Consider the following 20,420-nt stretch of genomic DNA (forward strand, 5'->3'; position numbering starts at 1 on the left):
GCACCGCGCACCGTGCACGGCGGGCCGGGAGCCGAACGGCTCGAAGGCGTCGGGGCCCTCCCGTAGGCTGACCCCATGCGTGCACGCATCGAGGAGATCGTCTTCGACTGCCACGACCCGGGCCTGCTCGTCCGTTTCTGGGCGGCGCTGCTCGGCGGTGAGGCGGTGGACCGCGGCGCGGACTGGTCGTACGTGGATCCGCCGGACTCCGTGCGGGTCGCCTTCCAGAAGGTGCCCGAGAAGAAGGCGGCCAAGAACCGGCTCCATCTCGACGTGCACGCGGGGGACGTGGACACGGCGTCCGACGAGGCCGTGCGGCTCGGCGCCTCCCGCGTCGGGGGGCCCGTCACCGACGCCCACGGCACGTTCCAGGTGCTCGCCGATCCCGAGGGCAACGAGTTCTGCTTCGTGGCGGGCACGTCCGCCGCCTGAGCCGCGGTCACCCTGGTGGCCCGGCGTCTTCGAGGAGGTCCGGGGGCATGGAGCGTGCGTCGAAGGCGGCCGGGGACACCGTCCACCATCCTCTCTTCGCGCGCTTCTGGGCGCGGATGAGCGTCGCGGCCGATCACCGCGCCGGGGTCGCGGCGCACCGCGAGGAGCTGCTGGCGGGGCTGCGCGGCGAGGTCGTCGAGATCGGGGCGGGCAACGGGCTGAACTTCGCCCGCTATCCGGCCGGTGTGGCGCGGGTGCTGGCCGTCGAGCCGGAACGCACGCTGCGGGACGCCGCACTCACGGCGGCCGCGCGGGCGCAGGTGCCGGTCCGCGTGGTGCCGGGGACGGCGGAGGCGCTGCCCGCAGGCGACGGGGAGTTCGACGCGGCGGTGGCCTCGCTGGTGCTGTGCACCGTACGGGACCTGCCGAGGTCCCTCGCGGAGCTCCACCGGGTGCTGCGTCCCGGCGGTGAGCTGCGGTTCTTCGAGCACGGGCTGGCGCCCACACCCGGCGCGGCACGGGTCCAGCGGGTGGTGGACGCCACGGTGTGGCCCCGGCTGTTCGGCGGGTGCCACACGGCGCGGGACACGCTCGCCGCGATCGGGGCGGCCGGGTTCGAGCTCGGGGCGTACCGGCGGCTCCAGGTGCCCGCGGGGGGCGTGCCGCTCCCGAGTTCGCCGTGCGTCATCGGCGTGGCGCGGCGGCGGGCGGACGGCTGAACGTGCCCGGACGGGAAGCGGCTGTACGAGCCCGGGCGGTCAGCGGACCCGGGTGGGCGGGCTCAGCGGCACCACTGCCGCAGTTCGCCGGCGACGGCGTGGACGTCGGCCTTGCCCTCCTTGACCAGACGGGCGAGGTCGCGCACCTGTTCCGGAGAGGTGTCGACCTTCAGGCCGGAGGCCACGAGATAGCCGTAGGCGACGGCGGAGGCGAACATCGCGTTCGAGTGCTCCAGCGCCGGCACGTGCAGGAGGAGTTGGAGCAGGGCGGCGGCCCTGGTGTGCGGGTCCTGGTAGACGGGCGTGCCGAAGATCTCGGCGTCGTGGCGGCCGACGGCGGCGACGAGCGCGCCCCAGTCCGTCACCTGCGGGTCGCCGGGCGTGCGGTGCTCGGCGACCATGAGCAGCCAGGCGAGGTCGATGGAGAGGCTCAACGCCGTTCGCCGAACTCCTCGGCGAAGACCGCCTCGTACTCCTTCATGAAGTCGGCCGCCGCGTCCACGAAGGTGCGGCCCGCCTCGCCGGCGTCCTGCTTGACGAGTTCCTCGATGTAGCGGTTGACGCTCATGCCGCGGGCCAGCGCCCGCTGCCGGGCGGCTTCCGCGGTGGTCTCGTCGACCCGTACGTTCAGCTGTGTCTTGGCCACCCCTCAACGCTAGCGCTGGTGCGCTAGCACCCGCAAGGTGCGGGGCGGCGTCCCGCAGGACGAAACCCGGTGGCGGGCGGTTCCGGGCGCGTGCTTGGCTCGCGATCATGAACGATCTGCGCATACGTCCCGCCACCCCCGCCGACGCGGAGTCCGTGCTGGCCTTCTGGACCGTCGCGGCGGAGGGGACGAGCATCACGGACGACGTCGACGGCGTGACCCGGCTCGTCGGCCGGGACCCCGAGGCGCTGATCCTCGCCGAGCTGGACGGACTGCTGGTCGGGTCGGTGATCGCCGGGTACGACGGGTGGCGGTGCTCCCTCTACCGGCTCGCCGTCCTGCCCTCGCACCGGCGGCGGGGCATCTCCGCCGCCCTGCTGGAGGCCGCCGAGCGGCGCTTCGCCGCGGTGGGCGGGCGGCGCGCCGACGCGATGGTGCTGGAGGCCAACGAACGGGCGCATCACGCCTGGTCGGCGGCCGGGTACGGCCGTCAGGACCAGTGGCGGCGCTGGGTGAAGCCGTTCGCCTGACCGTCGCGCGTCCCTGATTTGCGGCTCCTTTACGATGGGGGGATTGCCGACCCCCCGTACGAAAGGTGTGAGCGTCCGCCCATGGGCGAGCCTCCCAGTAGCAGACATCGCGCGACCAGCCTCCCCCCGTCCGATCACGGGACGCCCGCTCACGGGACGGAGGTGAACCGATGACCGAAGTGCTCCTGCTCGCCGTGGCGGTGCTGCTCTCACTGGCCTGCGGTGTCTTCGTCGCGGCGGAGTTCTCGCTCACCACCGTCGAACGCGGCGAGCTCGAACGCGCCGCCGAGCGGGGCGAGCGGGGCGCGGCCGGCGCCCTGAAGGCCGTCCGCAGCCTCACGTTCCAGCTCTCCGGCGCCCAGCTCGGCATCACCGTGACCAACCTCGTCGTGGGCATGCTCTCCGAGCCGTCCATCGCCGCGCTCATCCGCGGGCCGGTGGAGGACCTGGGCCTGTCCCCCTCCGTCGCCTCGTCGGTGGCGCTGGTCATCGGCACCGCCCTGTCCACGGTCGTGCTGATGGTGGTGGGCGAGCTGGTGCCCAAGAACTGGGCCATCTCCTCGCCGCTGGCCGTGGCGAAGGTGGTCGCGCCGCCGCAGCGGTTCTTCACCGCCGCCTTCCGCCCGCTGATCGGGCACCTCAACAGCACCGCCAACCGGATCGTGACACGGCTCGGGATGGAGCCCACCGAGGAGCTGGCGTCCGCGCGCAGCCCCAAGGAGCTGGTGGCGCTCGCCCGGCACTCGGCGAAGGCCGGGGCGCTGGAGGCGGACACGGCCGAGCTCTTCGTCCGGACGCTGAACCTCGCGGATCTCACGGCCGAGAACGTGATGACGCCGCGGGTCCAGGTGATGGCCCTGGACGCGTCGGCGACCGCCGAGGACGTCGCGAACGCGACCCGGGCGACCGGCCTCTCCCGCTTCCCCGTGTACCGGGGCAGCCTGGACACGGTCGTGGGCATCGCGCACATCAAGGACGTGTTGGCCCTGCCCGCCGGCGAACGGCCGCGCCGGCGGGTGTCGGACCTGCTGCGCGAGCCGGTGCTCGTGCCGGAGACGCTCACCGTCGACCGGCTGCTCGACCGCCTCTCGGGCCGTTCGGCGATGGCCGTGGTGATCGACGAGTACGGCGGGACCGCGGGCGTCGTCACGCTGGAGGACATCGTCGAGGAGGTCGTCGGCGAGGTGCGGGACGAGCACGACCCGCACGAGACGCCCGACCTGGCGCGGGCGGGCGAGGACGCCGACGGCCGCCTGCTCTGGTCCGCCGACGGCGCCGCCCGCACGGACCAGCTCGCGACGATCGGCCTGGACGTCCCGGACGGGCCCTACGAGACGCTCGCCGGGGTCGTCGCCACCGAACTGGGCCGCATCCCGGCCGAGGGCGACCGCATCGACCTCGCGGGCTGGCGCCTCGACGTGGTCGACGCCGCCGGGCGGCGGGCCGCCCGGGTCCTGATGCACGCGCCGCTCGCCGGTGACGGCGCCGAGGACGGCGGACTCACCGAGGAGGCCGGACGATGACCGGGATCCAGTTGTTCATCGGCCTGCTCACCCTGGTCGTCAACGCCTTCTTCGTCGGCGCCGAGTTCGCGCTGATCTCCGTGCGCCGCAGCCAGGTCGAGCCGGAGGCGCAGGCGGGCAACCGTCGCGCGCGCAGCGTGCTGTGGGCCCTGGAGCACGTGTCGGCGCTGCTGGCGGCGGCCCAACTGGGCATCACGCTGTGCACCCTGGTGCTCGGCATCGTGGCCGAACCGGCCATCGCCCACCTGCTGGAACCGGTCTTCGACGCGATCGGCGTGCCGCACGGCGCGGTGCACCCGATCTCGTTCGTCATCGCCCTGGCGCTCGCCACCTACCTGCACATGCTGCTCGGCGAGATGGTGCCGAAGAACATCGCGCTCGCGGAGCCGGTGCGCTCGGCACTGCTGCTCGGTCCGCCGCTGGTGGCGCTGGCCCGGGCGCTGCGTCCGGTGATCTTCACCATCAACGCGCTGGCCAACGGTCTGCTGAAGCTGCTGCGGGTGGAGCCGAAGGACGAGGTGTCGGCCACGTTCTCGGACGACGAGCTCGCCTCGCTCGTCCAGGACTCAGGCGAGGCCGGGCTCCTCGACGACCGTGCCGCGGAACGTCTGCGCGACGCCCTGGAGCTGGGCCGCCGTCCGGTGCGCGACGTGGTGATGCCGGTCGAGCAGGTCGTCTACGCGAAGGCCGGGACCACACCGGAGCAGCTGGAGCGGCTGTCGGTCGAGTCGGGGTTCTCGCGGTTCCCGGTGATCGACACCGGGCGGCGCATCCTCGGCTACCTGCACGTGAAGGACGCCCTGGACGCCACTCCCCGGGATCTTCCGTTCCCCGTGACGGCGATGCGCCCGATCGCCCGGGTGCGGGCGACGACGCCGCTGGACGACGTGCTCACGGCGATGCGGCGCAGCCGGACGCACCTGGCCGCCGTGCTCGACGAGGACGGCCGGCCGGAGGGTCTGGTGACCATGGAGGACATCCTCCGCGAGCTGGTCGGCCGCCCGTCGCGCTGAGCCCCGCCCTCCGGGCCCGGTCCGGTGCGCCGCCGTCGTGGCGGTGTGCCGGGCCGGGCCCGGCCCGGTGGGCGGGGCCGGAAAGCGGTCGCCGCGCGCCGGCTCCCCACCGCGTCAGAACACGGTCGCCGCGCGCCAGCTCTCCACCACGGCCGGATCGCCGGCCACCGTCAGGCGCCGGTCCCCGGGCGCACGGCGCCCGTGGACGAAGAGCAGCAGGTCGGCGGCGGTGCCGGTCACCTCCGCCGAGGGTGCGGGCCCCGCGGTCCGGGTCCAGGAGAAGCCGTCGGGCCCGAAGGCGACGGTCCAGGCCGCGCCGGTGTCGGCGGCGGTCAGGCGTACGGTGCCCGCCGGGAGCGCGGCCACCAGCCGGGCGAGGCGCGGCAGGTGCGGCAGGTTCTCCAGGAACTCCTCGACCCCGTCGGCCGCCGTGCCCGCCGCGATGTCCGGTTCCCTGCCGAGGGAGAGCTCCGCGTCGGCGAGGTGCACGACCGCCTCGAAGAGCAGGCGGCGGGCGTAGGCGGCGACGTGCTGGTCGGCTCCGCACGACCAGATCGGCGCCTCCGGGTCGACCTTGCGCAGGACGGCGAGCGAGAGTCCGGCGGACTCGGCCGTCCACGCCGGGAGGCCGGACGGGTCGGCGGGGAGGGCGAGGGGCACGTCACGGGCCGAGACCGGCTCACAGGCCCGCACGCCCACCACGTGGGCCGCCCAGCGGTGGGTGGCGCCGTGGTGCCGGACGAGGTCGGCGAAGGTCCAGCCGGGGCAGGTCGTGACCGGGGTGGCCGGGTCCACGTCGCGGACCACCGCGGTGAACCGCCGTACCGTGTGCTCGATCGCCTCGCAGTAGAGCTCGTGCTGGTCGTCGTCGAGGCCGAAGCTCTCCGGCAGCCGCAGCAGCGTCTCGCGCCAGGGGCCGGCGGGGCTGCGGCCGGCCGCCCGGCGCAGGAGGCGTCCGAGACTCCTGCGGTCCGACGGGGGGAGTCTGTCCAGCAGGGAGCCGGTGGTCTCCAGCCACTTCACGGCGGTGTCCGGGTCGAGTGTCTCGTCGTCGCAGGTGTCGATCGTGGCCACCACGTCCGCCAGCGCCTCCGCCAGCGTGTTGAGCAGGGCATCGCTCACTGATTGCTCCCCTCCCGGTACGGAACCGACGGACCTTACCGCGCGGTACGATCGCTGCGCCATGGAGATGAATGCCAACTACACCAGTTTCGTCGCGGTCGGTGACTCGTTCACCGAGGGCATGTCGGACCTCCTGCCCGACGGCAGCTACCGCGGCTGGGCCGACCTGCTCGCCGCCCGCCTGGCCGCCCGCACCCCCGGCTTCGCCTACGCCAACCTCGCCGTGCGCGGCAAGCTCATCGGCCAGATCGTCGAGGAGCAGGTCGGCGTGGCCGCGGCCATGCGCGCCGACGTGGTCACCCTGGTCGGCGGCCTCAACGACACCCTGCGCCCCAAGTGCGACATGGGCCGGGTCCGCGGGCTGCTCGACCAGGCGGTGGAGACGCTCGCCCCCTCCTGCGGCACGCTGGTGCTGATGCGCTCCCCCGGCCGCAGCGGCCCCGTGCAGCAGCGCTTCCGGCCGCGGATGGAGGAGCTGTTCGCGCACATCGACACCCTCGCCGCCCGCCACGGCGCGCTCGTCGTCGACCTGTACGGCGCCGAGGTGCTGGCCGACCAGCGGATGTGGGACGTCGACCGGCTCCACCTCACGGCCGAGGGGCACCGCCGGGTCGCCGAGGCCGTCTGGCAGACCCTCGGACTCGACGCCGAGGACGACTGGCGGGCGGGGCTGCCCCCGGCCGTCCTGCCCGGGTGGGGAGTGCGCCGGATCGCGGACCTGCGCTTCGCCCGTCAGCATCTCGGGCCGTGGATCGGGCGCCGGCTCACCGGCCGCTCGTCCGGCGACGGCCGCCCGGCCAAGCGTCCCGAGCTGGCTCCCTACGAGGCGGCCGCCGCGGCGGCGGAGCGGGACGGGCACCTGCCCGGCACCGGTCCGGCGCCCTCGGACCGTTCGTAGCAACGCACAACCGGGGCCATGGCGCTGGCCTGCAGAAACCACCAGTAGAATCCGGACACGTGACTGCTGTGTCTGCGAAGCCTCGCATCCCCAATGTCCTGGCCGGCCGCTACGCCTCCGCGGAGCTCGCCGTCCTCTGGTCCCCCGAGGAGAAGGTCCGCCTCGAGCGCCGGCTCTGGCTCGCCGTCCTGCGCGCCCAGAAGGACCTCGGGATCGACGTCCCGGACGCGGCGCTCGACGACTACGAGCGGGTGCTGGAGACGGTCGACCTGGGGTCGATCGCCGAGCGCGAGAAGGTCACCCGGCACGATGTGAAGGCCCGGATCGAGGAGTTCAACGCCCTCGCCGGCCACGAGCACGTCCACAAGGGCATGACCTCGCGTGATCTGACGGAGAACGTCGAGCAGCTCCAGATCCGGCTCTCGCTGGAGCTGGTGCGCGACCGCACGGTCGCCGTGCTGGCACGGCTCGGCAAGCTGTCCGGCGAGTACGCCGAGCTCGTCATGGCCGGCCGCTCGCACAACGTGGCCGCGCAGGCCACCACCCTGGGCAAGCGCTTCGCCACCGCCGCCGACGAACTGCTCGTCGCCTACGCCCGGCTGGAGGACCTTCTCGGCCGGTACCCGCTGCGCGGGATCAAGGGCCCGGTCGGCACCGCGCAGGACATGCTCGACCTGCTGGGCGGCGACGCCGCGAAGCTGGCCGAGCTGGAGCAGCGCATCGCGGGCCACCTCGGCTTCGCACAGGCGTTCACCTCGGTGGGCCAGGTCTACCCGCGCTCGCTCGACTACGACGTGGTCTCCGCGCTGGTGCAGCTGGCCGCCGCCCCGTCCTCCGTCGCGAAGACGATCCGGCTGATGGCCGGCCACGAACTGGTGACCGAGGGCTTCAAGCCCGGCCAGGTCGGCTCGTCCGCGATGCCGCACAAGATGAACACGCGCTCCTGCGAGCGGGTCAACGGTCTGACGGTCATCCTGCGCGGTTACGCCTCGATGACCGGCGAGCTCGCCGGCGACCAGTGGAACGAGGGCGACGTCTCCTGCTCGGTGGTGCGGCGCGTGGCGCTGCCCGACGCGTTCTTCGCGCTGGACGGTCTGCTGGAGACCTTCCTGACCGTGCTCGACGAGTTCGGCGCCTTCCCGGCCGTGGTGGCCCGGGAGCTCGACCGCTACCTGCCCTTCCTCGCGACGACCAAGGTCCTGATGGGCGCGGTCCGCGCCGGTGTCGGCCGGGAGGTCGCGCACGAGGCCATCAAGGAGCACGCCGTCGCCTCCGCCCTGGCCATGCGCGAGCAGGGCGCGGAGCGCAACGAACTGCTCGACAGGCTGGCCGGCGACGGGCGCATCCCGCTGGACCGGGCGCAGCTCGACGAGCTGATGGCGGACAAGCTGTCGTTCACCGGCGGTGCCGCGGGCCAGGTCGCGGCCGTGGTCTCCCGGATCGAGGAGATCGTGAAGCAGCACCCGCAGGCAGCGCTCTACGCGCCGGGAGCGATCCTCTGACGAGGTTCTCCCCCGCGGAGCTGGAGGCCGCCCGCGACCGGCTCGTGCCGGACGTGGTCGCGGACGGCCTCCGGGTGCTGTTCTGCGGGATCAACCCCGGTCTGACGACCGCCGTGACCGGGCACCACTTCGCCCGTCCGGGCAACCGGTTCTGGCCGGTGCTGCACCGGTCCGGTTTCACGCCCCGGCAGCTGGCGCCGGGGGAACAGGGGCTGCTGCCCTCGCTCGGCCTCGGCATCACCAACGTGGTGGCCCGTGCGACGGCCCACGCCGACGAGCTGACGGCCGAGGAGTACCGCGAGGGCGGCCGGGTGCTCACCGCGAAGGTGGAGCGGCTGCGGCCCCGGTGGCTGGCGGTCGTCGGCATCACCGCGTACCGCACGGCCTTCGGGGAGCGGTCCGCTGCGGTCGGCCCGCAGGAGCGGCGGATCGGCGACACCCGGATCTGGGTGCTGCCCAACCCGAGCGGGCTCAACGCCCACTGGACGCTGCGGACGATGGCGGACGCCTACGAGGAACTGCGCCTGGCGGCGGAGGAGTCCGGGAGCGCGGCGCCACGGCGCTGAACGCCGGCGGGAGCGGGGAGCCATGGCGCCGGCCTCTGCCGCGATCACGGGGCCGCGTGCGGCGGCGGCGCACGCCCGCGGGGCGCGGGGCCGTGGCCTCGTCGTGTGCCGGTCGCGGGCGGCGGGCGTCGTGCCCCCGCCGGGTGACCGCCGCAGGGGCTGCGCGCCCGTCGTGGAGCTCACCGGAATCCAGCGCGGACGCCGGCGCGCGGACGCAGGCGCGCGGACGCCGGCGGGCGGAGCGCGTGTCAGGGCGGGTCGGTCGTGGTGACGGCCACCAGGAGCTCCCACCGGTAGCCGTCCGCGGGAGCCGCGGCCACCGCTATCCAGCGCCCGGCCACCCGCCACAGCAGGACGTCCCCGGCCCGGTGGCCGAGTTCCTCCCAGGGCGGCGGCACGTCCTCCCCCGCGGCCGCCGAGACCGACGCCGACCACAGGCTCATGTGCTGCGGATCGCCCCACCGCACCGCGAGGGCCGCCGCCAGCGCCTCGCACTCCGCCCGGCACTGCTCCTCCCCCTCCTCCGGCACCGCTTCCCGGCCGGTGCCGTCCCCGCCCGCCACCGGGAGCCGTGCGAGGTGGTACCCGGGGCCCGCGGCTCCGGACCGCGAGGGGCCGGGCACGTCCGGGAAGTCCCGGCCGCGCAGCAGGTCGATCTCGGCGAGATGCCGTGCGGTGGTCATGACCCCAGTAAACAAGCCCCCTACGACAATTGGCGCACCGTCAGGTCCGGCCCGGCGCCGTCCCGGGCGGACGGTCGGGTTCCGCAGGTGCGGGACGGCTCGGGGCGGGTGCGCGCTCCCCTGCCGCACCGAGTACGATCCGGCCAGGAAGCGCTCGAACCGGGAGGGCACACAGTGGGGCGGCTGACCGGCGGAGATCCTTCCCTGCTGCGGCGTATCAACTCGGCCGTGGTGCTGCACTCCCTGCGGGGCGCGCAATCCCCCACCCTGACCGACCTCACCCGCATCACGGGTTTGTCGCGCCCCACGGTCGAGGGCGTGGTCGAGGGACTCGTCGAGGCCGGACTGGTCGTGGAGAGCGTTCCCGAGGAGGGCGAGGCACGGCGCCAGGGGCGCCCGGCGCGCCGCTACCGCTTCCGTGCGGAGGCCGGCCATCTGCTGGGCATCGAGATCGGCGCCCACCGTGTCGCGGTCCTGATCTCCGGCCTGGACGGCCGGATCATCGGCGCCGGCTCCCGGGACGTGTCGGAGACGGCGAGCGCGGACGACCGGCTGGACCGCGTGCGGTCGGTCGTGGCCGACGTGCTGCGCAGGACGGGCGTGGCCCGGAGCAGCCTGCGCGCGGTCGGCGTCGGGTCGCCGGGGATCGTGGAGGCCGACGGCACGGTACGCCTGTCGACGGCCCTGCCGGGCTGGACCGGCCTGCCGCTCGGGGAGCGGCTGAGCCGCTCGTTCCGCTGCCCGGTGCTGGTCGAGAACGACGCGAACGCGGCGGCCGTGGCCGAGCACTGGAAAGGGGCCGCGCGGGATTCGGACGACATCGTGTTCGTCCTCGCCGGGCTCAGCCCGGGAGCGGGGTCGCTGATCGGCGGACGGCTGCACCGGGGCTTCGGCGGCGCGGCGGGCGAGATCGGGGCGCTCCACCTGCTGGGCCGCGAGGTCACCCCCGAGACGCTGTTGTCGACGACGGACGAGCCGCTGCCGCCGCTCGACGAGCAGGCGGTGGCCGAGGTGTTCGCCCTGGCCAGGGAGGGCGACGAGCAGGCGTGCAAGGCCGTGGACCGGTACAACCAGCGGCTCGTGCACGACGTGGCGGCCCTGGTGCTGGCGCTCGACCCGGAGCTGGTGGTCATCGGCGGCTGGGCGGCGGGGCTCGACGGCGTACTGGCGCCGCTGCGCACCGAGCTGTCGCGCTACTGCCTGCGGCCGCCGCAGGTGACGCTGTCGATGCTGGGCGAGGCGGCGGTGGCGACCGGGGCGCTGCGGGTGGCTCTGGACCACGTGGAGGAGCAGCTCTTCGCGGTGGAGGGCACGGCGACCGCGCGTCGCTGACCGTCGCGGCCTCGTGGGGCAGTGGATCGGAGAGCGGACGGGGGTGGTTGCTCCGGCCTTTCCACCACGTCGTGCCAGGAACCGAGGGCACCCGGACGGTTCGTCACCGGCGATGTCGCCCCGAGGTCCCTCCTCGACGGCGACCCCGTCTCCATCCGGTCGATCAGCGCGCACGCCGGCCACCGGGCGACCAAGGCCAGCCGCACAGCGTGCGCCGTCGCCTGGTTCGGACTCTCGGGATGGCTCCTGCGGCACATCCTCACCGAGACCATGCAGGCGTCCAGCCGCGCAGCAGGCATCAAGGTCACTTCTTCGTGTGCTGCAGCATCGCGTACAAGACGGCCACCGCAACGCACAGCGTCATGCAGGTGGCGAACGTCGAGGCACCCCAGACCCAGACCTCGGCGGCCGTGCCCTTGAGATCTATGCGAACCAGAACGGCAATCAAGCCGGCGACGAGCGAGAGAAGGAAGCTGACGACGACGGACCAGAGAAAAGACTGAGGAGTCACGGAACCCACCCATTTCGGGCAAGGCGGCCTGGCTCAAGAAGCACCCGGGCATGGCGAGGCAGCGTCAGGAACCGGACCGCGAGAATGTCAACGGTCACCAGGGGCCTAGGCCGACCAGATGCGTACGGACCAAACCCCTTCGGGCCGCGCACAGCATGCGGGACCCGAATGCGCCGACCTGTCAGGTCAACGCGTGTTCCATACCGTTGCTCCTCCTGCCCCGCCCTGGCGGGGTTCCCTGGTACACCAGCGGGGCGCATGAGCCGGGACGGCTCAAATCCGAGGTGCATCTACACCGAATGTACCCGAGCGGTGACAAGTCCGGAAGCCGCCAACTGCGCCCAACAGCCCGGATATTGGCTGCGCACAGCTCAGAGCGCCCGCGGTGCGCCTAGTGCTGTGACCGAGAAGGTTCACCGGGTTCGAGAGTTGTGAGGGACCGGGCGAACGGTTCGCCTGCTGGGGTGAGACGATCGCGACGTGACCATCCACCTCCATGACTTCGATGGCGAGCACTCGCTGACGTTGGATGCCGGCGGCCTGGCTGCCGATGCCGCAGTAGTTGCCGCCGGGCACGAGCCAAACGGGTACTTCTGGGAGGGTCTCGCGCGGTTTGCCTGGCCGGATATTGCTCAGCACGTCGATTTCGACAGCGAGGCTGGCATGTTCTGCGCGGTCGGCAGTTCAAGCGACCTCGCGCGACTCAAGACGGCCGTCGAATCCGTTATCACGAGCCCCGAGGCAGTCCGCGACATCATTGCCCGTGCGGAGGCTTCGGGCTTCGAGTTCGACGACTGATGCTGTGACTTCGCCGAGTTAAGCGGGGTCAGGCAGCGGCCTGCCGCCCCAGCGGAGACCTCGTTCGCTGCGGACGCGTGCGCGTTCGCGGCGCTGGGCGGCCAGGACGTCGGGTGGCGGGCGTTCTGGTTGCGCCAGCGCAGGTAGGCGTGCAGGGCCCGGGTCTGGACGCTGTGGTTCGGATGGTGGAAGTTGGCGAGGGTGAACTGCCGCAGCGGCCCGAAGTGAGCCTCGATGGGGTTGGCCCAGGACGCGTAGGTGGGTGTGAAGCACAGCTCGACCTTGTTCCTGGCCGCCCACCTACGGATCTTCCAGTTCAGGTGGGCGGAGGGTTGTCCAGGATCACGTAGATCGGGCCGCCGTCCGGGCGGGCTGCTCGGATCGACCGCAGAGCGGCCCAGGTTTGGTCGATGCCTTTGCGGCGCCGGTTGACACCCCACAGCTTGTCGTCGCCGACCGCGTACTCGATTCTCTCCAGCTTGTCATCGAAGGCCAGGTCCGGGGATTCTTTCCAGGTCTTCGTTCACTGGAAAGTGATCCCCCGACGGGCCAGTAAGCACCGCAGGGCCTCGCGGCCGATCCGGATGGGCCTGGTCATGTTCCGGCGCAGGTGGTCGGCAAGTTTGCGGACCGGCCAGCGGGTGAAGGGCTTGCCCAGCACGGTCCGGCGGGTGGTGGCCGTCTGGATGAGGAAGTCCTCGTCGTCACCGCTCAGCGGGCGGGGGCGGCCTCCCGCCCACTGAGGGTTGAGGCATGCAAGCCCGATTTCGTTGAAGCGATGGACCACATCCCGGACGGTGTCCTCGTCCGCCTGGACCAGCCGCGCGATCATCGGGACCGTGCTGCTGCTGGCCGAGGCCAACAGCAGCATCGCCCGCCGAAACCGCACCGAGCTCGTACTACCTCGCCGAACGGTCTGCTGAAGCTTCTGCCCTCCTGCTCCGTCAGCCTCCGGACCTGACCGGTAGTGCCATCCCGCCTGCCCTGCTGGTTGGAAGCGACATCGCTTCCAACCAGCACAACGAGCAACCCGGTGAACCTTCTCGGTCACAGCACTAGGGCATGTCTGACAAATGATCACCGAGCGGGTGCATGTTCGGTCCCATTGCCTTGCCGTCCTGACGCCGGCCAGTGATTCTGGGCAGGTGCCAGGGCAGGGGAACGGAAGGCGGCGGCAAGAGGACGCGCGGCAGCGGCTTGCTGCTCGCACCGCGCCGGACGCGGGACACTGGGAAGTGGTCGTTGAGACTCGGGACCAGGCGGAGATGTGTTCGGGGTTGCGCCGTCTTCGGGAGGCCGGAGTCGACGGGGCGATGATCCGGATCGACACGCTGTGCGGGCGCCTGGCGGCGCCGACCACCTACCGGCTGAGCCGTTTCGTGACGGACCCCGCGCGAGAGGCCGAGCACGGGCACTCTGATCATTGATCTTGTGGCGGGTCGAGGTGAGTTGACGGATGTGGCGTGGGAGCGAATAGAGCCCCTGTTGCCGCGGGTGGATGGGCGTGGTCGTCCGCGGCATGATCACCGGCAGGTGGTCAACGGGGTGCTGTGGCGGTTGCGGACTGGGGCTCCGTGGCGCGATCCGCCCGAGCGGTACGGGCCCTGGCAGACCGTCTGTGAGCGGTTCGCCCGCCGGGAAGCGGATGGGACCTGGGCGAAGCTGCTGGAGCATGGTCAGGTCCGCGACGACGCGGTGGGCCAGGTGGAGTGGACCGTCGCCGTCGGCTCCACGGTCAACCGTGCCCATCAGCACACCACCAGTGCCGCAAAGAGAGGCCGCGGCTGGGGACGAACTGGAAGATCCGGGCCGCTCGCAGACGCGCCAGGCCCTCGACCGTTCCCGAGGCGGGCTGACCACCAAGGTCCGCCTCGCCGTCGACGGTCGTGGCCTGCCCCTGTCACGCACCCATGGGCCCCGGCGGCCCGCCCCGGGCGGTGCGCCGGGGCGGGCCGTGGCCTTCGGGTGCCGTCAGGAGGCGCGGCGCCGGTCGTCGTCGTGGCTGATCTCCAGGTCGCCGTGGGCGCCGAAGGTCAGTCGGCAGGTGTCGGCGCGGTAGGTCGCCACCGAGACGGCCGCGGTCCGGCCGCCGGAGAAGTAGCGGGTGGTGACGACGAGGACGGGAGCCCCGGGGAGCCGGTCGAGTTCCTTGGCGTCCACGGCGCCCGCGGAGCCGAGCTCCACGGCCCGGTCCTGGCCCTCCAGTTCGAGCCGGGCGAGCTCGCGCAGCACGCTGCGGGCGAGGGCGGGGCCGGAGGGTGCGTCTATGCCGGACAGGTCGGGCACCGAGGCCGCCGGCACGTAGAGCAGTTCGGCGGCGACGGACTGGCCGTGGCCCATCCGCACCCGGCGGACGACGTGCGTCTCCTCGGCCGGCTCGCTCTCGAGGTGGCGGGCGACGGCCGCGGGGGGCACGGCGCGGGTGCACTCGGTCGGCTGCCAGGAGTCCGCGGCGACGCCCGGCCAGTCGTACGGCGACGCGGAGACGTCCACGCCCACGCGCGGCGGCGCGACGGTGGTGCCGACGCCGCGGCGGCGCTGGAGGCGTCCTTCGAGCTCCAGTTGCTCCAGCGCCTGGCGCAGCGTGGCGCGGGCGACGCCGAAACGGGCGGCGAGATCACGTTCGTTGGGCAGGATCTCGCCGACCGCGAACTCGGAGTCGAGTGCTTCGGCCAAGACGGTCTTGAGGTGCCAGTACTTAGGCTCCGGCACCGTGTCGAGCTGCGTGGTCCCCACCCTGTCCTCCGCAATCGCCGTGTCCCCGGCGGCTTTCCGCGCCCTTGTTTATTAAAGGTTCCTGCACTAACCCTGTGCACGATAGAACCGGGCTTCCACTTGGTCAAGACCAATCATGGGGCTGTCACGCTGCGGAGTCGCCCGGCATCGCGGTGCGTTCATGAGGTTGTCGCACCGATGCCACCGCGGTGTCGGAACGCGACGGGACCCCGCGCCGGGCGTGCGGCGCGGGGTCCCGTACGGCGGGCGGAGGTGTCAGAGGGCCCCGGGGGCGGCCAGGGCGGCGAGCTTGTCGGGGTTGCGGACGATGTAGACGCAGACGATGCGCCCCTCCACCGCCTCCACCTGGAAGAGGCTGTCCGGGCGGCCGTCGGTCAGCACCAGCAGCGCGGGCGCGCCGTTGGCCTCGACGAACCGCGTCTCCATGCCGTCGAGGGGCTCGCGGCTGACGGAGAACAGGAAGCGGCCCACCTTGTCCGCGGTGCGGATGACGCGCAGCGGCGCCTTGGACTTCCCGCCGCTGTCGCCGACCAGGACCGCGTCGGGCGCGAGGAGGGAGAGGAGCCGGGCCAGGTCGCCGCCGGCGGCCGCGGCCAGGAACCGCTCGGTCAGGTCGCGGCACTGGACCGGGTCCACGTCGTAGCGGTGCCGGCGCTCCCCGACGTGCCGCCGGGCGCGCCCGGCGAGCTGGCGCACGGCGGCCTCGGACTTCTCCAGGGTGGCCGCGATCTCGGCGTACGGGAACCCGAACGCCTCGCGGAGCACGAACACCGCGCGCTCCGGAGGGGAGAGCGTCTCCAGCACGACGAGGACGGCGAGGGACACGGAGTCCGCGAGGACGGCGCGTTCGGCGGTGTCCGGGACCTCGGGGCCGAAGTCGGTGACGATCGGCTCGGGCAGCCAGGGGCCGACGTAGGACTCGCGGCGGGAGCCGATGTGGCGCAGCCGGTCGATCGCGAGGCGGGTGGTCACCCGGACGAGCCAGCCGCGGGGTTCGCGCACGTCGCCGCGGTCGGCGGCGGACCAGCGCAGCCACGCCTCCTGCACCACGTCCTCGGCGTCGGCGACCCTGCCGAGCATGCGGTAGGCGACGCCGGTCAGCAGGGACCGGTGCTCTTCGAAGACGTCGTTCACGGTGTCGGTTGCCACACGGCCATCCCAACCCGGCGCGGCGCCCGGTGTCCAGCGCCGGGCCGTGCGGCGCGCGGCACACCGGCCGGGCGGCCGCCAGGGCTTGAACAGCGGGCTACCGAACGGTAATTGTTGCTGACGTACCGTCCAGCAACCGGGGAGCAGCAGCACATGGCCGAAGAGATCTCCTTCTCCGTCACCACCGGCCGGGGCGGCGCGCCGCTGACCCTGGGCTACGAACGCCGTGGGGCCGGCGAGCCCCTGCTGCTGCTCCACGGCATCGGTCACCACTGGCAGGCCTGGGAACCGGTGCTGGAGATCCTCGCCGCCGAGCGCGAGGTCATCGCCGTCGACCTGCCCGGCTTCGGCTCGTCCGGCCCGCTGCCGGACGGCCTGCCGTACGACCTCCCCACCGTCGCCGCGGCGCTCGACGCGTTCTGCCGGGAACTCTCGGTGGAACGCCCCCATGTCGCGGGCAACTCGCTGGGCGGCCTGCTCGCGCTGGAGCTGGGGCGCCGGCGGCGCGTGAGGTCCGTCACCGCACTGTCCCCGGCGGGCTTCTGGTCGCCGGGCGAGCGGGTGTACGCGTTCACCGCGCTGCGGGCGATGCGGCTCGGGGCCGTCGCGATGCCGCCGCCGGTGATCGAACGGCTGTCGCGGGGTGCGGCCGGCCGTGCGGCGCTGCTGAGCCTCATCTACGCGCGGACCGGGCGCCGTTCGCCCGGGGCGGCCGTGGCCGAGACCCATGCGCTGCGCGACGCCACCGGCTTCCACCGGACGCTGGCCGCGGGCGGGAACACGCTGTTCGCCGACGACGTGCGGGAGGTGCCGGTGACCATCGCCTGGGGCGACCGGGACAGGCTGCTGCTGCCCCGCCAGGGGGTGCGCGCCAAGCGGACGATCCCCGGGGCACGGCTGGTGCGGCTGCGGGGATGCGGCCATGTGCCGATGAACGACGATCCGGCGCAGGTGGCCCGGGTGGTGCTGGACGGGAGCCGCTGAGCGGGGCGGTGACGGGCACCGCCGGTGTTCATCCGGTGTTCGCGTGCCCGCCGCCGCGGGGCACCAGGCTGGGCGGCACCCACCACGGCACCCGCATGGAGGCACCACCATGTCCGACGCCCTCCGGCCCGCCCCGGCCCGGCGCTCCGTCCTGCTCGGCACGGCGGCGGCGTCCGCCGCGCTCGCTCTGCCCGCCGCGGGGGCGGCCCCGGCGCTGGCGCTCTCCGGCCGCCCCCGCGCGGGGTGGGGCGTGCAGACCGGGGACGTGACCACGACGTCCGGTCTGGTCTGGGTCCGTTCCGACCGGCCGGCCCGGATGACCGTGGAGACCTCGGCCACCGGCTCGTTCCGCCGCTCCCGCAGGTGGCACGGGCCGCTCCTCGGAGCGGGCACGGACTTCACCGGCACGACGGCGCTGCGCGGACTGCCGCCGGGCGAGCAGGTGCACTACCGCGTCACCCTCGCCGACCCGGACGATCCCCGCCGCACCGGCGAGCCGGTGACCGGCACCTTCCGCACGGCGCCGGCCCGGCGGCGGCAGGGGGTGCGCTTCGTCTGGTCGGGCGACATCGCCGGCCAGGGCTGGGGCATCAACCCGGACATCGGCGGCTACCGCGCGTACGAGGGGATGCGGCGCCTCGACCCGGACTTCTTCCTGTGCAGCGGCGACACCGTGTACGCGGACGGGCCGCTCCAGCCGAGCGTGACGCTCCCCGACGGCCGGGTGTGGCGCAATCTGATGACCGAGGAGAAGTCGAAGGTCGCCGAGACGCTCGGCGAGTACCGCGGAACCTTCCGCTACAACCTGCTGGACGAGAACGTGCGGCGGTTCAACGCGCAGGTGCCGGTGATCGCGCAGTGGGACGACCACGAGGTGCGCAACAACTGGTACCCGGGCCAGATCCTGGACGACGCCCGGTACACCGAGAAGGACGTGGACGTGCTCGCCCGCCGCTCGATGCGCGCCTTCGCCGAGTACTTCCCGATCGGGACGCTGTCTCCCGGCAGGCCCGGCGGCCGCGTCCACCGGGTGGTGCGCCACGGGCCCCTGCTCGACGTGTTCGTCCTCGACATGCGCTCGTTCCGCAACGCCAACTCCCCCGGTCGGCAGGCGGACGACGCCGAGGGCATCCTCGGCGCGGAACAGCTGGCCTGGCTCAAGCGGGAGCTGTCGCGCTCCCGCGCGGTGTGGAAGGTGATCGCCTCGGACATGCCGCTGGGGCTGGTGGTCCCGGACGGCGCGACGGACTTCGAGGCGGTGGCGCAGGGCGACCCGGGAGCTCCCCTGGGACGGGAGCTCCAGGTGGCCGAACTGCTGCGGTACATCAAGCACCGGCGGATCACCGGCACCGTGTGGCTGACGGCGGACGTCCACTACACCTCCGCGCAGCACTACGCGCCGGAGCGGGCGGCGTTCAAGGACTTCGAGCCGTTCTGGGAGTTCGTCTCCGGTCCGCTGGCGGCGGGCGGCTTCCCGGCGAACGCGCTGGACGCGACGTTCGGCCCGGAGCGGGTGTTCGTCCGGGCTCCCGAGCGGGCGAACGTCTCGCCGATGGAGTCCGAGCAGTACTTCGGCGAGGTCGAGATCGACGGCGGGAGCGGGGAGTTGACCGTCCGGCTGCGCGCCGGGAGCGGTGCGGTGCTGTTCGGCAGGACGCTGCAGCCGGGGCGCGTGGGCCAGTAGGGCCCAGCGCCGGGGCCGCGGTCCGGCCCTGACCGGACCGCGGCCCGGCACCGATCACTCCTCGCCAAAAACGGTCAGAACAAGACGATATCGCCCTCGATCCGCACTTAACCCACCAGTCACAAAGCGTTCGTGATCACGCAACACCGTTCGGTCACAGTGAGGACATGACTGATGTGACTTCTGCGAAGAGTGTCCGCCGCCCGCACCACTGGCGGCGCGACCTCGTCGAACTGGCCGCCATGTTCACCGCCGTGGTGGTCGCCGACGCCGTCGCCAAGCTGGTGGTGCACGGACCCGACGGCCCCGTCCTGCTCGTCGTCGCCGCCGTGACGCTGGTCGCCACGGCCGCGTTCCACACATGGTGGGCACGGCGCCACAGCCATGCGCCCCCACCGGAACCGGCCGTGCCGGGCGCCGGGGCGGACGGTGACGGCACGCCGCGCGAGACGGTCCTGTGGCGGATGCGGACGACCGTCGAGGACGCGCCGGGCAGCCTGGCGGCCCTGTGCTCGGCACTCGCCGCCCTCGACGTGGACATCCTGACGCTCCAGACGCACCCCCTCGCGCACGGCACGGTCGACGAGTTCCTGCTGCGCGCCCCGGCCGGGCTCGACGCGCAGCGGCTCACCCGCGAGGTCGCCGCGGCGGGCGGCACCAGCACCTGGACCGAGCGGGCCGACGCCCACGACCTGGTCGACACGCCGACCCGGGTGCTGGGTCTCGCCACCCGCACCGCGCTCGACGCCGCCGAACTCCCGCTGGCGCTGCGGCAGCTGCTCGGGCGCTGCACCATCCGCTCGCGCCCCGCGCAGACCCTCGGCGGGCGCTCCACGGGTCCGCTGCCCCCGGTGGAGGGCGTCCTGGAGGAGACCGTGATGCGGCTGCGCGACCCGGGCGGCGGCACGATCACCGTCGAGCGGCCGTACCTGCCGTTCACCCCGACCGAGTTCGCCCGCGCACGGGCCCTGGTGGAACTGGACGCACGGCTGGGCCCGCGCGTCCCGCGCAGCCAGGACGTGCTCACCCTGCCCGAGGGCAACGAGATCACCGTCCGCCGCGCCGACCAGGACGATGTGGCGCAGGCGGTCGCCATGCACGAGCGCTGCTCCGACCGGACGCTGTCGCTGCGCTACCACGGCCCCGTCGGCGACGCGGACCGCTACCTCAACCACCTGCTCGGCCCGCGCCACGGGCGCACGCTCGCCGTGCAGACCGCCTCGGGCCGCCTGGTCGCGCTCGGCCACCTGCTCTGGGACGGCGACGAGACCGAGGTCGCCCTGCTGGTGGAGGACGACTGGCAGCGCCGCGGCATCGGCTCCGAACTGCTGCGGCGTCTGGTCGCCATGGCCGGGGAGGCCGGCTGCGACAGCGTCTACGCGGTGACGCAGTCGTCCAACACCGGCATGGTCGCGGCCATGCGGGGGCTGGGGCTGCCGCTGGACTACCAGATCGAGGAGGGAACCCTGGTCGTCACGGCCCGCCTGGACGCGGCGCAGGGCCGCCGCCCGGCCGCGCGCTTCGAGCAGGCCGAGCACTGAGACACCTGCCGGGGCGCCTGCCCCGGACCCGGGTCTCCGTGCCGTCCCCCG

The 20,420-nt window shown here is 73.3% G+C and carries 20 protein-coding genes and 2 pseudogenes; 14 read left to right on the forward strand and 8 right to left on the reverse strand.

Going from position 1 to position 20,420, the window contains the following annotated elements:
* Window positions 1-75 precede the first annotated feature (75 nt).
* Together IAG43_RS03815 and IAG43_RS03820 are read left to right on the forward strand one after the other, a co-directional pair.
* Window positions 76-432 carry a VOC family protein gene (locus IAG43_RS03815; protein WP_187739342.1) on the forward strand — a complete coding sequence of 119 codons (357 nt, stop codon included), beginning with the start codon at window positions 76-78 and terminating at the stop codon, window positions 430-432.
* Between the two features lie 47 nt (window positions 433-479).
* Window positions 480-1,151 carry a class I SAM-dependent methyltransferase gene (locus IAG43_RS03820; protein WP_187739343.1) on the forward strand — a complete coding sequence of 224 codons (672 nt, stop codon included), beginning with the start codon at window positions 480-482 and terminating at the stop codon, window positions 1,149-1,151.
* Between the two features lie 62 nt (window positions 1,152-1,213).
* Here the strand turns inward: IAG43_RS03820 and IAG43_RS03825 are convergent, their stop codons facing one another.
* The gene (locus tag IAG43_RS03825) at window positions 1,214-1,585 is read right to left on the reverse strand and encodes a fic family toxin-antitoxin system, toxin component (protein ID WP_187739344.1); all 372 of its coding nucleotides are present in this window, start codon (window positions 1,583-1,585) and stop codon (window positions 1,214-1,216) included.
* Window positions 1,582-1,797, reverse strand: a complete 216-nt coding sequence (locus IAG43_RS03830; RefSeq protein ID WP_147990918.1) for an antitoxin — start codon at window positions 1,795-1,797, stop codon at window positions 1,582-1,584. The genes IAG43_RS03825 and IAG43_RS03830 overlap by 4 nt, the downstream gene beginning before the upstream one ends.
* A gap of 107 nt (window positions 1,798-1,904) precedes the next feature.
* Between IAG43_RS03830 and IAG43_RS03835 the strand changes: the two genes are divergently transcribed.
* The 3 genes from IAG43_RS03835 to IAG43_RS03845 all read left to right on the forward strand — a co-directional run bounded on the left by IAG43_RS03835 (window position 1,905) and on the right by IAG43_RS03845 (window position 4,863).
* Complete coding sequence (locus IAG43_RS03835) at window positions 1,905-2,327, forward strand: GNAT family N-acetyltransferase (protein ID WP_187739345.1); 423 nt, start codon at window positions 1,905-1,907, stop codon at window positions 2,325-2,327.
* Between the two features lie 170 nt (window positions 2,328-2,497).
* Entirely contained in the window at window positions 2,498-3,850 is a 1,353-nt protein-coding gene (locus IAG43_RS03840) for a hemolysin family protein (protein WP_187739346.1), read from the forward strand.
* On the forward strand, window positions 3,847-4,863 hold the full coding sequence (locus IAG43_RS03845) for a hemolysin family protein (protein WP_187739347.1): 1,017 nt from the start codon (window positions 3,847-3,849) through the stop codon (window positions 4,861-4,863). Before IAG43_RS03840 ends, IAG43_RS03845 begins: the two co-directional genes overlap by 4 nt.
* Window positions 4,864-4,977: 114 nt before the next feature.
* Here the strand turns inward: IAG43_RS03845 and IAG43_RS03850 are convergent, their stop codons facing one another.
* On the reverse strand, window positions 4,978-5,985 hold the full coding sequence (locus IAG43_RS03850) for a maleylpyruvate isomerase family mycothiol-dependent enzyme (RefSeq protein WP_187739348.1): 1,008 nt from the start codon (window positions 5,983-5,985) through the stop codon (window positions 4,978-4,980).
* A gap of 61 nt (window positions 5,986-6,046) precedes the next feature.
* On the opposite strand from IAG43_RS03850, the gene IAG43_RS03855 reads away from it, so the two are divergent.
* From IAG43_RS03855 to mug, 3 genes are read left to right on the forward strand one after another with little or no spacing between them, the layout of a single operon-like run.
* On the forward strand, window positions 6,047-6,883 hold the full coding sequence (locus IAG43_RS03855; protein WP_187739349.1) for an SGNH/GDSL hydrolase family protein: 837 nt from the start codon (window positions 6,047-6,049) through the stop codon (window positions 6,881-6,883).
* 59 nt (window positions 6,884-6,942) lie between these two features.
* A complete protein-coding gene (purB, locus tag IAG43_RS03860) occupies window positions 6,943-8,385 on the forward strand; it encodes an adenylosuccinate lyase (RefSeq protein WP_187739350.1) in 1,443 nt (480 codons plus the stop codon).
* Window positions 8,382-8,951: a G/U mismatch-specific DNA glycosylase gene (gene mug / locus IAG43_RS03865; protein WP_187744285.1), complete on the forward strand. Its 570-nt coding sequence runs from the start codon at window positions 8,382-8,384 to the stop codon at window positions 8,949-8,951. The genes purB and mug overlap by 4 nt, the downstream gene beginning before the upstream one ends.
* A 248-nt stretch (window positions 8,952-9,199) precedes the next feature.
* Here mug and IAG43_RS03870 read toward each other — a convergent pair whose 3' ends face one another.
* Window positions 9,200-9,634 carry a hypothetical protein gene (locus IAG43_RS03870; protein ID WP_187739351.1) on the reverse strand — a complete coding sequence of 145 codons (435 nt, stop codon included), beginning with the start codon at window positions 9,632-9,634 and terminating at the stop codon, window positions 9,200-9,202.
* A 174-nt stretch (window positions 9,635-9,808) separates the two neighbouring features.
* Here IAG43_RS03870 and IAG43_RS03875 point away from each other — a divergent pair, with 174 nt between their 5' ends.
* Window positions 9,809-10,966 (forward strand): ROK family transcriptional regulator, encoded by a 1,158-nt coding sequence (locus IAG43_RS03875; RefSeq protein ID WP_187739352.1) that lies wholly within the window; start codon window positions 9,809-9,811, stop codon window positions 10,964-10,966.
* 304 nt (window positions 10,967-11,270) lie between these two features.
* On the opposite strand, the gene IAG43_RS03880 is transcribed toward IAG43_RS03875, so the two are convergent.
* Complete coding sequence (locus IAG43_RS03880) at window positions 11,271-11,477, reverse strand: hypothetical protein (RefSeq protein ID WP_187739353.1); 207 nt, start codon at window positions 11,475-11,477, stop codon at window positions 11,271-11,273.
* A gap of 480 nt (window positions 11,478-11,957) precedes the next feature.
* On the opposite strand from IAG43_RS03880, the gene IAG43_RS03885 reads away from it, so the two are divergent.
* On the forward strand, window positions 11,958-12,275 hold the full coding sequence (locus tag IAG43_RS03885) for an Imm51 family immunity protein (protein WP_187739354.1): 318 nt from the start codon (window positions 11,958-11,960) through the stop codon (window positions 12,273-12,275).
* Between the two features lie 18 nt (window positions 12,276-12,293).
* On the opposite strand, the pseudogene IAG43_RS03890 reads toward IAG43_RS03885, so the two are convergent.
* Window positions 12,294-13,292 (reverse strand): annotated as a pseudogene (locus IAG43_RS03890) (helix-turn-helix domain-containing protein).
* Window positions 13,293-13,706: 414 nt separating this feature from the next.
* On the opposite strand from IAG43_RS03890, the pseudogene IAG43_RS03895 reads away from it, so the two are divergent.
* Window positions 13,707-14,178, forward strand: a pseudogene (locus IAG43_RS03895) (IS5 family transposase); the annotation flags it as partial.
* Window positions 14,179-14,246: 68 nt separating this feature from the next.
* Here IAG43_RS03895 and IAG43_RS03900 read toward each other — a convergent pair.
* On the reverse strand, window positions 14,247-15,011 hold the full coding sequence (locus tag IAG43_RS03900) for a GntR family transcriptional regulator (protein WP_187739355.1): 765 nt from the start codon (window positions 15,009-15,011) through the stop codon (window positions 14,247-14,249).
* A 255-nt stretch (window positions 15,012-15,266) separates the two neighbouring features.
* On the reverse strand, window positions 15,267-16,160 hold the full coding sequence (locus tag IAG43_RS03905; protein ID WP_187739356.1) for an RNA polymerase sigma-70 factor: 894 nt from the start codon (window positions 16,158-16,160) through the stop codon (window positions 15,267-15,269).
* 153 nt (window positions 16,161-16,313) lie between these two features.
* Here IAG43_RS03905 and IAG43_RS03910 point away from each other — a divergent pair, with 153 nt between their 5' ends.
* The 3 genes from IAG43_RS03910 to IAG43_RS03920 all read left to right on the forward strand — a co-directional run bounded on the left by IAG43_RS03910 (window position 16,314) and on the right by IAG43_RS03920 (window position 20,369).
* Window positions 16,314-17,144: an alpha/beta fold hydrolase gene (locus IAG43_RS03910; RefSeq protein WP_187739357.1), complete on the forward strand. Its 831-nt coding sequence runs from the start codon at window positions 16,314-16,316 to the stop codon at window positions 17,142-17,144.
* 109 nt (window positions 17,145-17,253) lie between these two features.
* Entirely contained in the window at window positions 17,254-18,828 is a 1,575-nt protein-coding gene (locus IAG43_RS03915) for an alkaline phosphatase D family protein (RefSeq protein WP_187739358.1), read from the forward strand.
* A gap of 167 nt (window positions 18,829-18,995) precedes the next feature.
* Entirely contained in the window at window positions 18,996-20,369 is a 1,374-nt protein-coding gene (locus IAG43_RS03920) for a GNAT family N-acetyltransferase (RefSeq protein WP_187739359.1), read from the forward strand.
* Window positions 20,370-20,420 lie beyond the last annotated feature (51 nt).

The organism is Streptomyces genisteinicus, assembly GCF_014489615.1.
Classification (GTDB): Bacteria; Actinomycetota; Actinomycetes; order Streptomycetales; family Streptomycetaceae; genus Streptomyces; species Streptomyces genisteinicus.